This is a genomic window from Sphingomonas sp. P4_G2 (assembly GCF_056401155.1).
Genome location: NZ_JBFUJY010000001.1, coordinates 766,443 through 778,683, shown reverse-complemented (window position 1 = coordinate 778,683; position 12,241 = coordinate 766,443). Strand labels below are relative to the sequence as shown.

The window sequence follows — 12,241 nt, the reverse complement described above, 5'->3', positions numbered from 1 at the left end:
CGCGGAGCGTCGTCGCTTGCTTGCGCGTAGCTTTAAGCTACGCGTCTGCGCTGCGCTCCTAGTCGGCGGGCTCCTGCGGGCAATCACGATCCTCGTGGTAATTGAATACGGACCCTAGGCCGATCAGGCGGCCTGAGCACCGACAATGTCGTTGCGATGTGCGCGCAACCGCGCATGGTCATCGTCGCTCAAATCGGGTGCCATCATTTGGCGCACCTGGGCGATATGCGCGCGGACGCGGCCGTTGAACCAGGCAACCCCGGCGGCAACCCCGTCCCAGTCGAGCGGCGCGTCGGCGGCGCGCGCCATGAGTTCGCGGACGTTGAAGCGCAGATCCTCGGTCAGTGCGATACACTCGACCTTGAGCTCGTTGACCCGCGCACGCGTGCTGGCGTCGGCACGCTCCAGCATCGGTGCGAACACCTCGCGGTGGACGAACAATTGGTAGGAGGCGAGGACCAAAGCGGAATCGGCGATGCGCCGCTTGATCAGCTCTTCGCTCCCCGCGTCGCGCGCGATCAGCCAGGCCTCGCCTTCGGCCATCATGCGTTCGATCTTGGCGTGATATTCTTCCAGCGTCTGCGGCATCGGGGACCTCTCGATCACCCGATCGCTAACCGGAATTGGTTAGCAAAGGCTTTGGAGAACTACGTAGTTCAACGGATGTGGCCAATATGGGTACGATTATCCCCGGGATATGACCTGGCCGAACGGCACGACATGGTTGTTGCTGTCATGCCCGATCAGCGCGCGACCCTCATACGGGACCTTCATGATCTTGCTCCAGTCCCAGGCGATCTGGTCGGGATTGTGCCCGAAATCGGCCTGACCGTCGGCGGGCGGCAAGGTGATCGAGCCGACGCGCAATGAGGCGATCCCCGCCAACTGGGTCGAATTGGCGACGTGGAACATCATCCGGTCGACGCGATAGAGATGCTCGCTGACTTCCTCGACCAGCAGATCGTGATCGGTCAGATCGGGCAGCCACGGCGTGCCGATCATTGCGTCCAGGATCGACAGGTTGAACGCCGCCGCCGGGCGCCCCGAACCGATGATCCCGGGATCGAGTCCCGCTTTGTCGCCATGGACCAGCCAGCCCAATGTCCGCCGGACCGAGGCGCCATTGTCGTTGCGCGTGACGTCGATCGGCATCGGGCCGTGGATCGGCTTGCCGATCTTGTGCGCGTAGAGCGCGCCGAGCATGAACCCCATGTCCGAATAACCGATATAGGATTTGCGCTTGGCGGCGTCTTCGAGGTGCGGGAAGATCAGCGGGAACAGCCGGTTCGACCCATAGCCGCCGCGCGCGAACCAGACCGCATGGACACTGGGATCGTTGGCATATTTGAGGAAAGTGTCGGCGCGCAGCTGATCCGGGCCCGCCCAGGTATGGCCGCCACCCGAGGCCCAGCTTTGCGGATCGATCACCAATTCGACATCGTATTCGGCGGCGATTGCCGGCAGCGCGTCGAGCGAATGTTCGTCGACCCGGTTGGCGGGCGCCATCACCGCAATTTTCATGTGCCCTGCCGTCCCGTTCTTGCCGTCGTCCGTGAAAGCGGGGATAGCCCGGCGCGATGGATATGAGCAAACCCTGTTTCTTCGTCGGGATCGGCGGATCGGGCATGATGCCGCTGGCGATGATCCTGGCGGCGCGCGGCGCGACCGTCGCGGGATCGGACCGCAGCCTCGACCAGGCGCGGCTGCCCGCCAAGTTCGACTATCTGCGCGACCTGGGCGTCACCCTGTTCCCGCAGGACGGCAGCGGCATCACCTCGCCCGATCAGATCGTCATCGCCTCGGCGGCGATCGAGCCGACCGTGCCCGATATGATCGCCGCGGAACGGCTCGATTGCCCGCGCCGTACGCGCGCGGAAATGCTTGCCGATCTGTTCAACGCCAGCACGATGCCGATCGGCGTCGCCGGCACCAGCGGCAAGTCCACCGTGACCGGGATGATCGGCTGGATCCTCCATGCGCTGCGCCGCGATCCGTCGGTGATGAACGGCGCGGTGATGAAGAATTTCGCCACGCCCAACGCGGCCTTCGCCAGCGCGCTGGTCGGCGGCGGCGACGCCTTCGTCAGCGAAGTCGACGAAAGCGACGGCTCGATCGCCTTGTTCGCGCCGCGCATCGCGGTGCTCAACAATGTCAGCCTCGATCACAAGAGCCTCGACGAGCTCAACCAATTGTTCGGCGACTTCATCGCCAAGTCCGAGATCGCAATCGTCAATCTCGATAACGAGGATGGGGCGCGGCTGGCCGGAACCTTGCCCGCCAATCGCGTGGTCGGGGTCGCGCTCAAGGCCGACGCCGAGATCATGGCGACCGACATTGTCGAAGAGCCCTATGGCGCCAATTTCCAGCTCGTCGCGCGCGGGCAAGATCCGGTCGCGGTCGAACTCCAGGTGCCGGGGCGCCACAACATCGCCAACGCGCTCGCCGCGATCGCCGCATGCCACGCGGCCGGCATCTCGTTCGAGGATGCGGCGGTCGCGATCGGCGGATTCACCGGGCTGCGCCGCCGCTTCGAACTGGTCGGCGAAACCAACGGCATCGCTGTGCTCGACGATTTCGGGCACAATCCCGACAAGATCGCCGCGACGCTGACGACGCTCCATGCCTTTCCCGGCCGGCTGATCGTGCTGTTCCAACCGCACGGTTACGGTCCGCTCAAGACGATGCGCCGCGAACTCGTCGCCGCCTTTGCCGATGGGTTGAAGCAGGACGACGTCCTGATCCTGCCCGATCCGGCTTATTATGGCGGCACCGTCACGCGCGAAGTGACCAGCGCCGACATCGTCGCCGATATCCAGGCGGCCGGCCGCAACGCCAGCCACATCGCCGATCGCGCCGAAGCGGCGGACAGGATCGCGGGGATCGCCCGACCCGGCGACCGCGTGGTGGTGATGGGCGCGCGTGACGACACGCTGAGCCTGCTCGCGGGCGATATATTGGCGAAGATCGCGGGTAGCTGAGGTTGCGTAAGCGGCGCACCGCTCGATAGGCCGCAAAGAAAGAGCGGCGCGCGGGTGTCCCCACGCGCCGCCCGGTATCTCGCTCAGTCGAAATTACTGAACGGTGATCGGCTCAGCCGTCAGCGCCGGCACGGCCTGACCCTGCAACATCACGGCGGAGTGGCCGCTGATCAGCATCGATCCCAGCAGGGCGGCGACGGTGTTACCCTTGCCTTCCTGACGGTGCTTGCCTTTCAGCGCATAGGTACGCCCGCCGACGGTAACGGTCTGGAACGCGACTTCGAACTTCGCCGACTTGCCGCCGATTCCCTTGCCGGTCCGCCAAGTGATCTTGCCTTTCACAGCCGCGCCGCGCGGAATGACGACCACCCCTTTTTCGACCACGTCGTTGACGACTTGGAACGACGCCTCGTCGCCTTCCTTCATCTTCTTCGACGTGATGTCGGCAACCGGAGCCACGGTCACGGTCGTGTCCGCAGGCAACACCGTTTCCGCCTGAGCGGGCACGGCAAATAACAGCGCACCCATCAGTGCGCCCATCGCATATAACTTCATTTCTTTCCCCCTGCCCTGCACGCCGAATCGTGCACTAACGACGGCAAAATGAAACCATCTCAAGCCGCTCACGTCAATCTACCGCTCACCCACATGGCGAGCCACCAAGGCACATGCTTTTTTGTAAAGCCCCCTTGAGCCGCCGGCGCCCGGGCTGCAGTTTCTACCCGTTCCCGGCGTCGCGTTGGTCCGTCAGCAAGCGCCGATCGTGACGCGCGAACAATCTGTTCCACAGCCGCACATTGGCGGCATGACGCGCGGCGCGTTCGCGGCGGCGTTTGCGGCGCTGCGGTTGCTGGATAGCCCGCATAACCAAGATCGCCGCCCCCGCTATTGCGCCGATCGCCAATATGAACAGCAATACCGACTCCACGCCCGTTCTCCCCCCAAGGCGATCCAATCGGCTTCATATCACTTTCGATATAGCCACTCCACCGTCATGCCGTCGCAGAGCGGGACACCCTAGCCACCACAGCGGTCGCCTGTTTTGTAAAGCACCCTTGACTGACAAGTACGCTTTACTGTAAAGCTCCCTTTACCGATTCGAAAGGAGACTTTACATGATCATGAGCCCCGCCGGTTGGCGCTACAACAAACGGGTGATCATCCTCAGCCTGATCTATTCCGCGTTCCTGATCGGCGCGGTTTATGGGTTCAAACATCATCTGGTGAGCGGCGCCTTCGCCTGGATCGTGGCGATCCTTCCCGCGCTGCCGATCATCGGCATCTTCGCCGCGATCGGCCTCTATCTGGTCGAGGAACAGGACGAATATGTCCGCATGCTGATGGTCCGTCAGACGCTCTGGGCGTCGGGCTTCTCGCTCTCGATCGCAACCGTGTGGGGCTTTCTCGAAAGCTTCGACCTGGTCAGCCATGTCGAAGTCTATTGGGTCTCGGTCCTGTGGTTCGGCGGGCTCGGCCTCGGCAACTTTGCCAACCGGCTGACGGTAGGAAGAGGTCGATGAACAACCGCCTCAAGGTGCTGCGCGCCGAGCGCAACTGGAGCCAGGGCGACCTCGCCGACAAGCTCGAGGTCAGCCGGCAGAGCGTCAACGCGATCGAGACTGGGCGCTACGACCCTTCGCTCCCCCTCGCCTTCAAGATCGCCGAGCTGTTCGAGCTCGCCATCGAAGACATTTTCGTTTCTCCGTCAAAGGAAGCCTGAACCATGAACCACTTCGCCCTCCGTTTCGCGGTTGCCGTGCTCGCGCCGCTGGCCATCCTCCAGCCCAATATCGGCCATTGCGCCCCCGCCGCCACGACGGGCGCCGTCGAGGTTCGGATGGACCACATCTCGGTGACCGAGACCGGCAAGGGGTCGCCGGTCATCCTGATCCCCGGCCTGTCCTCGCCGCGCGCGGTGTGGGACGGCGTGGTGCCCGATCTCGCCAAGGCGCACCGCGTCATCCTGGTTCAGGTCAACGGCTTTGCCGGCGACGATGCCGGCGCCAATCTGAAGCCCGGCGTGCTCGACGGGATCGTCGGCGATCTCCACACCTATATCGGCAAGCACAAGCTGCAGGGCGCGGCGGTGGTCGGCCATTCGATGGGCGGGCTGGTCGGGCTAATGCTGGCCAAGGCGCAGCCCGGCGATGTCGGCAAGCTGATGATCGTCGACTCGCTGCCCTGGTACGGCATGCTGTTCGGCCCCGGCGCGACGGTCGATACGGTCAAGCCGCAGGCGGCAGCGATGCGCGACCGCTTTACCGCGAGCTATGGCAAGCCCAGCCCGGCGGCGAACCAGGCGATGGCGGCGCGGTTCGCGCTTCGCCCCGATGCCCAGGCCAAGGTCGCCGGCTGGATGGGCCAGACCGATGCGCGCGTCTCGGCCGAGGCGATGTACGAGGACATGATCACCGACCTGCGCGGCGACATGGGCAAGATCGCGACCCCGATCACGATGCTCTATCCGACTTCGGCGGCATTGCCCAAGGCGGTGGCCGAGCCGCTCTACACCGCCGCTTATAAGGATGCGCCGCACGCGACGTTGGTTGAGGTACCCGACAGCGCGCATTTCATCATGCTCGACCAGCCGGCGGTGTTTCTGAAGACGCTGATGGCGTTTGTTGGGTGACCTCTATCTCCCCTCCCTGCTTGCAGGGAGGGGCTGGGGGTGGGTGCGCGCGTCTGCGCGCCTAAAAAGACGCATTGATCGACCACCAAAACAGCGTCGGACGAGGCATCGAGCCTCGCCCGACGCTAAACCCACCCCTTAATCCCCTCCCTGCGAGCAGGGAGGGGAGCCCTAATTCACCCCTCCTACTTCGTGGGAGGGGCTTTTTGTTTGCCCGCCCTCCCCCTACAGCCCTCCCCATGACCGACACCCCTGCCCGCCCCGCGCTCGCTTATCACCTGACCGTCGGCAAGGGGCCGCCGGTGGTCTTCCTGCCCGGTTATGCCAGCGACATGAGCGGATCGAAGGCAGTTGCGCTGGAGGACTGGGCGAAGGCGGTCGGCCGGACCTATCTGCGCTTCGATTATGGCGGCTGCGGCGCGAGCGAGGGGGACTTCGCCGATCAGACGCTGACCGGCTGGCGCGACGACGTGCTGGCGATGCTCGACATGCTGGCTGAACCGGCGATCCTGATCGGATCGTCGATGGGCGGCTGGATCATGTTGATGATCGCGCGCGACCATCCCGAGTTGGTCGCGGCGTTGGTCGGCATCGCGCCGGCGCCCGACTTCACCGACTGGGGCTTCTCGATGGATGAGAAGATGAAGCTGCTCCAGGACGGCAAATTCGAGCGGCCATCGCCTTATTCGGACCAACCGACCGTCTATACCAGCCGCTTCTGGCAATCGGGCGAGGCGTCGCGGCTGACCGCGTCGATGCTGGCGATCGACTGCCCGGTGCGCATCCTCCACGGCTGGGGCGATCGCGACGTGCCGCATGAGCGCACCGTCCATCTGGCGCGAATGATCCGTTCAGCCGATGTGCAGCTGACCTTGATCAAGGACGGCGACCACCGGCTGTCGCGCGATCAGGATATCGCGCTGCTGATCCGGACGATCGAAGGACTGTCACCGCACTCATGATCCTGCTCCCGCTGATGTTCCAGGTCGGGTCGACCCCGTCGCCGCTGTCGCCGAACGACCAGCGTTACGCTGCCTGCGTCTCCCTGGCGACGAGCGATCCCAAGGCGGCCGAAGCCGAGGCCGATCGCTTCCGCATCGCCGGCGGCGGCGCCAAGGCGCGGCAATGCCAGGGCATGGCCTATGCGCAGGAATCGCGCTGGAGCGATGCCGCGACCGCGTTCGAGGGTGCGGCGCGCGATGCCGATGCGGCCCGCGATCGTCAGGCGGCGCGTTATTGGGCGCAGGCCGGCAATGCCTGGCTGGCGGCGGGTGATGCGGTCAAGGCGCAGACCGCGCTGACCACCGCGATCACTGCCGGGACGCTGGACAATTTCGGCCGCGGTGAGGCTTTGCTCGACCGCGCCCGCGCCCAGGTCGCGGCCGGGCGCCTCGCCTCGGCGCGCGGCGACATCGATGCCGCGCAGGAAGCGACGCCCAAGGATCCGCTCGCCTGGCTGTTGTCGGCGACGCTGGCGCGCCGGATGAACGACTTGCCGCGCGCCCAGACCGATATCACCGAGGCGCTGAAATTGTCGTCGGACGATGCCTCGGTCCAGCTCGAGGCCGGCAATATCGCCGCTTTGTCGGGCGATGCCGATGCGGCGAGGACGGCGTGGCAGGCCGCGGCCAAGCTCGCGCCGGGTACCGCGACCGCGGACAATGCCCGCGCCGCGCTCGCCCAGTTCGATACGCCTGCCGCGGCACCGACAGCGCCGGTAGCTCCAGGCCCGGCGCCGGCCAAGAAACCCTGACCACTGTCTCCCCTCCCTTCTAGGGAGGTGCTGGGGGGTGGGTGCGCGCGTCTGCGCGCCCAAAAAGACTCTTATGCCGACCGCCAAAACAGTGACGAACGAGGCATCGAGCCTCGCCCGTCACTCAACCCACCCCCGCCCCCTCCCTTGCAGGGAGGGGAGATCTAAAGGTCGATCGGCCTACTACTCATCTCTGACTGGCGCCGCCACGCCCGCGCCCCTATCTCCCGCCTGCACCACCAGCAGGGAGACCGCGATGAAATATCTCCACACCATGATCCGGGTCAGCGATCCGGACGCGACGGTGCGGTTCTTCGAATTGCTGGGGCTGAAGGAAGTGCGCCGGTTCGACAACGAAATGGGCCGCTTCACCTTGATCTTCCTCGCCGCGCCCGAGAATCTCAACGAACCGGGCAAGCGCGCCGAGGCGGAGGTCGAGCTGACCTATAACTGGCCGCCCGAAGACGGCGAGGCCGAGCATTATTCGGGCGGGCGCAATTTCGGCCACCTCGCCTATCGCGTCGACAACATCTACGAGACGTGCCAGCGGCTGATGGACGGCGGCGTGACGATCAACCGCCCGCCGCGCGACGGCCACATGGCGTTCGTCCGCACTCCCGATAATATCTCGATCGAGTTGCTCCAGAACGGCGTGCTCGAGCCGGCCGAGCCCTGGGCGTCGATGCCGAATACGGGGGAATGGTGACGCGGTGAGTGCGGCAACCGATCGCTTCGTGGCACTGACTGGCGCGCGGCTGCCGCTGGTCCAGGCGCCGATGGCCAATTTCGCCGGCAGCGCACTGGCGATCGCGGCGCTCAAGGCCGGCGCGGTCGGATCGCTCGCCTGCGCGATGCTGTCGCCCGAGCAGGTCGCGGCCGAGGTTGCAGCGATCCGGGCGGCGGCAACGGGGCCGCTCAACGTCAATTTCTTCTGCCACACGCTCGGCCCGCAACCGGACGAGAGTGCCTGGCACGCCGCGCTCGCCCCCTTCTATCAGGCGGAAGGAGTCGCCCCGCCCGCCCAGCCGCCGGTGTTGCGCAAGCCGTTCGACGCGGCGATGGCCGAGGTGATCGAGACCGTCCGGCCGGAGATCGTCAGCTTCCATTTCGGCCTGCCCGAGCGCGACTTGCTCGATCGCGTCCGGGCGACCGGCGCCAGGATCTTCGGCAATGCGACCAACGTGATGGAGGCGCAGTTTCTCGCCGGCGCCAGGGTCGACGCGATCGTCGCCCAGGGGTTCGAGGCCGGTGGCCATGCCGGCCATTTCCTGATCGGCCATCGTCCGATCGGCGTGCTCGCCTTGGTGCGACAAATCCTGAAGGACGTCGACCTGCCGGTGATCGCGGCGGGCGGGATCGCCGATACTGGCGCCGTCCGTGGCGCCATCGCGGCGGGTGCGGCGGCGGTACAGGTCGGTACTGCCTATCTCCGCACGCCCGAAGCGACCACCAGCGCGGTGCACCGCCGGCGGCTGGCCGAGGCGGGGCCCGAGGATAGCGTCTTCACCAACCTGTTCTCCGGCGGGCTCGCCCGCGGCTTGCGCAATCGGCTGATCGAGGCGCTGGGCCCCGTCAGCGACGTCGCGCCGCCCTTTCCCTATGCCAGCGCGGCGCTGGCGCAATTGCGCGCCAAGGCGGAAGCCGACGGTCGCGGGGACTATTCGCCGTTATGGGCGGGGCAAGGCGTACGGCTCGCCGGCGACGGTCCCGCCGAAGAACTGACCGCCCGGCTCGGCGCCGCGGCGCTGGAAGGAAACAGATGAGCAAGCTCGACATCGTCCGCATCGCCGCGCTCAACGACAATTACATCTGGCTGGTCCACGATCCCGACAGCGGCGAGACGATGGTGGTCGATCCCGCCGAGGCCGATCCGGTGCTGGCCGAGGCCGACCGCCGCGGCTGGACAATCAGCGCGATCTGGAACACGCATTGGCATCCCGACCACACCGGCGGCAATGCGGCGATCAAACAGGCGACCGGCGCTCCGGTGATCGCCCCCGCCGCCGAGGCCGCGAAGATCCCCACCGCCGACCTGCTGGTGGTCGAAGGCGATATCGTGCAACTCGGCAAGCACATTGCGACCGTGCTTGAGACGCCAGCGCATACCGCCGGCCACATCACCTATCATTTCGCCGACGACGCCGTCGCGTTTACCGGCGACACTCTGTTCGCAATGGGATGCGGCCGCCTGTTCGAAGGCACCGCGGCGCAAATGTACGCCAATATGCGACGGCTGGCCGATCTGCCGCCCGAAACATCGGTCTATTGCGCGCACGAATATACGCTGTCGAACGCCCGCTATGCGCAGGTCGCCGAGCCTGACAATGACGCGATCGCCGACCGTCTGCGCGAGGTGGAAAAGATGCGCGAGCGTGGCGAGGCGACGGTACCGACGACGATCGCGCTGGAACGCGCCACCAATCCCTTCATGCGCGCACAATCGATTGAACAATTTGCCGAAAGGCGAGCCTCTAAGGATGTATTCCGCGGCTGAACCGGTGTAGGATCGGGCCGAGGGGATGCGAAGGAGCCGCTTATGCGTAACCGTATCTTTCCGCTCGCGCCGCTGGCCGTAGCGGCAATCGCGCTGTCGTCCTGCGCGATGACGCCCGCCGAGACCGCGCGCGCCGCCGATGCCAAGGCCGCGACCCAGGCGGCACTGGGCAAGGAACTCGCCGGGCTGACGCCGACCGAGACCCGGGAGTGTATGGACAATTACCAGTCCTCGTCGCTCAAGGCCTATGGCGGGACCCTGGTCTATAGCGTCAGCAAGAAGCTCAAGTACGTCAACGACACCGGCGGCGGTTGCGAAGCGGTCGAACGCGGCGACATCCTGGTCACCAAGTCGCCGAGCGGGCGGCTATGTCGCGGCGATATCGCGCGCACGGTGATGCCGGGATCGCGCATGCCGTCGGGCAGCTGCGCGCTCAGTTCGTTCACCACGTATCGCGCGAAGTGACGCCATGCGTATCTTGTTGATCCCCCTCGCGGCGCTTGGCCTGCTCGGCGCCGCCGCACCCGCCGCCCCGCGCCAGGAAACCATAGAGAGCGCGCTTGCCGGACGGATTGCGGGCAAGCCCGTCGATTGCGTCGACCATTCGCGGCTCGACGGCCCACAAGTCATCGACGAGAAGACGCTGATCTATCATGAATCGGGCCGTCGTATCTGGCGTAACGACCTGATCGGGGAGTGCCGTGGCCTCAAGCCGATGGACACGTTGATCGTCGACGTCTTCGGCACCCAACTGTGCCGCAACGACCATTTCCGCGCGCTGACGCCCGGCACGACGATCCCCGGCGCGATCTGCCGGTTGGGCAAGTTCACGCCCTACGACAAGCCGGCCAAGGCGAAGTAGAGTCGATTCCCTCCCAGCCGTCATCCCGGCGGACACCCTCGTCAACCCGACGTTGGTCTCAGGCGGTCGCGCGATGCTGCTCGAGATCCCAGCTTTCGCTGGGATGACGAATAGGCCGGGATGACGAATTGGCGTTGAATGTCGATCCGTTCTGGTGTTGCAACCTTGCCCCGCACCCCGCCCCTCGTCAAAGCACGAAGCGGCTGAGGTCGGTGTCGCGCGCGATCGAGGCGAGTTGCTTGTCGACATAGGCGGCGTCGATCGTCAGGCTGGTGCCCGACCGGTCCTCGGCGTCGAAGCTCACTTCTTCGATAAGCTTTTCCATCACCGTCTGCAGCCGCCGTGCGCCGATATTCTCGACCGCGGCGTTCACTTCGGCGGCGATCTTCGCCACCGCGCGGATGCCGTCGTCGGTAAAGTCGATCGTCACGCCTTCGGTCGCGATCAGCGCCTTATACTGCTCGGGCAGCGACGCCTTGGTATCGTTGAGGATGGCGACGAAATCGTCCTCGGTCAGGCCCTTCAGCTCGACCCGGATCGGCAAGCGACCCTGAAGCTCGGGCAGCAGATCGGACGGCTTGGCGACGTGGAACGCCCCGCTCGCGATGAACAGGATGTGGTCGGTCTTCATCGGGCCGTATTTGGTCGCGACCGTGGTGCCCTCGATCAATGGCAGCAAGTCGCGCTGCACGCCTTCGCGGCTGACCGAGCCGCCGCGCACGTCGCTGACCGCGATCTTGTCGATCTCGTCGAGGAACACGATGCCGTTTGATTCGGCATCCATCAGCGCGACCCGCGCAACGTCTTCCTGATCGAGACGCTTATCGGCTTCCTCCTCGACGAGCTTGTCCCAAGCCGAGGGCACGGTCAGCTTGCGGCGCTTCATCTGGCCCTGGCCGAATGCCTTGCCCATCATCTCGCCCAGATTGATCATCCCGACCTGGCCGCCACCGGGAATCTCGAACGGCATCTGGGGTGCTGCCTCCAGCTCGATCTCGATCTCGGTCTCGTTCAGATGGCCGTCCTTGAAGCGCTGGCGGAACGCCTCCCGCGTCGCGGTCGAGCTGTCGCGCCCGGTCAGCGCGTCGAGCAGGCGGTTCATCGCCGCCTCCTCGGCCTTGTCCTTGACCGCGACACGGCGGCGCTCCTTCTCGAGCCGGATCGCTTCTTCGACCAGGTCGCGGGCAATCTGTTCGACGTCGCGGCCGACATAGCCGACTTCGGTGAACTTGGTCGCCTCCACCTTGACGAAGGGGGCATCGGCCAGCTTGGCCAGGCGGCGTGAGATCTCGGTCTTGCCGCACCCGGTCGGGCCGATCATCAGAATGTTCTTCGGCGTCACCTCATCGCGCAGATCGGCCGATAGCCGCTGGCGGCGCCAGCGATTGCGCAACGCGACGGCGACCGCTTTCTTGGCGTCTGTCTGGCCGATGATATGTGCGTCGAGCGCGGCGACGATCGCCTTGGGAGTCAGTTTGTCGTTCATGTTCTTCCTCTTCAGCCCCTCCCCTCCAGGGGAGGGATA

General features: G+C 65.6%; 15 protein-coding genes. 11 read left to right on the top strand and 4 right to left on the bottom strand.

Annotation, left to right across the window (positions count from 1 at the left end):
• Positions 1–123 precede the first annotated feature (123 nt).
• Both AC1DRD_RS03540 and AC1DRD_RS03535 read right to left on the bottom strand, forming a co-directional pair.
• Complete coding sequence (locus AC1DRD_RS03540; RefSeq protein ID WP_478028116.1) at positions 124–588, bottom strand: hypothetical protein; 465 nt, start codon at positions 586–588, stop codon at positions 124–126.
• Positions 589–684: 96 nt separating this feature from the next.
• Positions 685–1,521: an LD-carboxypeptidase gene (locus AC1DRD_RS03535; RefSeq protein WP_478028114.1), complete on the bottom strand. Its 837-nt coding sequence runs from the start codon at positions 1,519–1,521 to the stop codon at positions 685–687.
• A 56-nt stretch (positions 1,522–1,577) separates the two neighbouring features.
• On the opposite strand from AC1DRD_RS03535, the gene AC1DRD_RS03530 reads away from it, so the two are divergent.
• Positions 1,578–2,978 carry a UDP-N-acetylmuramate--L-alanine ligase gene (locus AC1DRD_RS03530; protein WP_478040328.1) on the top strand — a complete coding sequence of 467 codons (1,401 nt, stop codon included), beginning with the start codon at positions 1,578–1,580 and terminating at the stop codon, positions 2,976–2,978.
• A gap of 93 nt (positions 2,979–3,071) precedes the next feature.
• On the opposite strand, the gene AC1DRD_RS03525 is transcribed toward AC1DRD_RS03530, so the two are convergent.
• Positions 3,072–3,518: a hypothetical protein gene (locus AC1DRD_RS03525; RefSeq protein WP_478028110.1), complete on the bottom strand. Its 447-nt coding sequence runs from the start codon at positions 3,516–3,518 to the stop codon at positions 3,072–3,074.
• A 575-nt stretch (positions 3,519–4,093) separates the two neighbouring features.
• On the opposite strand from AC1DRD_RS03525, the gene AC1DRD_RS03520 reads away from it, so the two are divergent.
• The 10 genes from AC1DRD_RS03520 (at position 4,094) to AC1DRD_RS03475 (ending at position 10,716) form a co-directional block, all read left to right on the top strand.
• Positions 4,094–4,498, top strand: a complete 405-nt coding sequence (locus tag AC1DRD_RS03520; protein WP_478040327.1) for a hypothetical protein — start codon at positions 4,094–4,096, stop codon at positions 4,496–4,498.
• Entirely contained in the window at positions 4,495–4,698 is a 204-nt protein-coding gene (locus tag AC1DRD_RS03515) for a helix-turn-helix transcriptional regulator (RefSeq protein WP_066592615.1), read from the top strand. The genes AC1DRD_RS03520 and AC1DRD_RS03515 overlap by 4 nt, the downstream gene beginning before the upstream one ends.
• A 3-nt stretch (positions 4,699–4,701) precedes the next feature.
• Positions 4,702–5,607, top strand: coding sequence for an alpha/beta fold hydrolase (locus AC1DRD_RS03510; RefSeq protein WP_478040326.1), 906 nt, complete (start codon positions 4,702–4,704; stop codon positions 5,605–5,607).
• Between the two features lie 239 nt (positions 5,608–5,846).
• Positions 5,847–6,569 (top strand): alpha/beta hydrolase, encoded by a 723-nt coding sequence (locus AC1DRD_RS03505; RefSeq protein ID WP_478040325.1) that lies wholly within the window; start codon positions 5,847–5,849, stop codon positions 6,567–6,569.
• On the top strand, positions 6,566–7,360 hold the full coding sequence (locus tag AC1DRD_RS03500; protein WP_478040324.1) for a tetratricopeptide repeat protein: 795 nt from the start codon (positions 6,566–6,568) through the stop codon (positions 7,358–7,360). The genes AC1DRD_RS03505 and AC1DRD_RS03500 overlap by 4 nt, the downstream gene beginning before the upstream one ends.
• A 256-nt stretch (positions 7,361–7,616) precedes the next feature.
• Positions 7,617–8,066, top strand: coding sequence for a VOC family protein (locus tag AC1DRD_RS03495; RefSeq protein WP_478040323.1), 450 nt, complete (start codon positions 7,617–7,619; stop codon positions 8,064–8,066).
• A 4-nt stretch (positions 8,067–8,070) separates the two neighbouring features.
• Complete coding sequence (locus tag AC1DRD_RS03490) at positions 8,071–9,123, top strand: NAD(P)H-dependent flavin oxidoreductase (protein ID WP_478040322.1); 1,053 nt, start codon at positions 8,071–8,073, stop codon at positions 9,121–9,123.
• On the top strand, positions 9,120–9,854 hold the full coding sequence (gene gloB, locus AC1DRD_RS03485; protein WP_478040321.1) for a hydroxyacylglutathione hydrolase: 735 nt from the start codon (positions 9,120–9,122) through the stop codon (positions 9,852–9,854). Before AC1DRD_RS03490 ends, gloB begins: the two co-directional genes overlap by 4 nt.
• Positions 9,855–9,896: 42 nt before the next feature.
• Positions 9,897–10,319, top strand: coding sequence for a hypothetical protein (locus AC1DRD_RS03480; protein ID WP_478040320.1), 423 nt, complete (start codon positions 9,897–9,899; stop codon positions 10,317–10,319).
• Positions 10,320–10,323: 4 nt separating this feature from the next.
• On the top strand, positions 10,324–10,716 hold the full coding sequence (locus tag AC1DRD_RS03475; protein ID WP_478040319.1) for a DUF6491 family protein: 393 nt from the start codon (positions 10,324–10,326) through the stop codon (positions 10,714–10,716).
• A 187-nt stretch (positions 10,717–10,903) separates the two neighbouring features.
• Here AC1DRD_RS03475 and hslU read toward each other — a convergent pair whose 3' ends face one another.
• Positions 10,904–12,202 (bottom strand): ATP-dependent protease ATPase subunit HslU, encoded by a 1,299-nt coding sequence (gene hslU, locus AC1DRD_RS03470; protein ID WP_478040318.1) that lies wholly within the window; start codon positions 12,200–12,202, stop codon positions 10,904–10,906.
• Positions 12,203–12,241 lie beyond the last annotated feature (39 nt).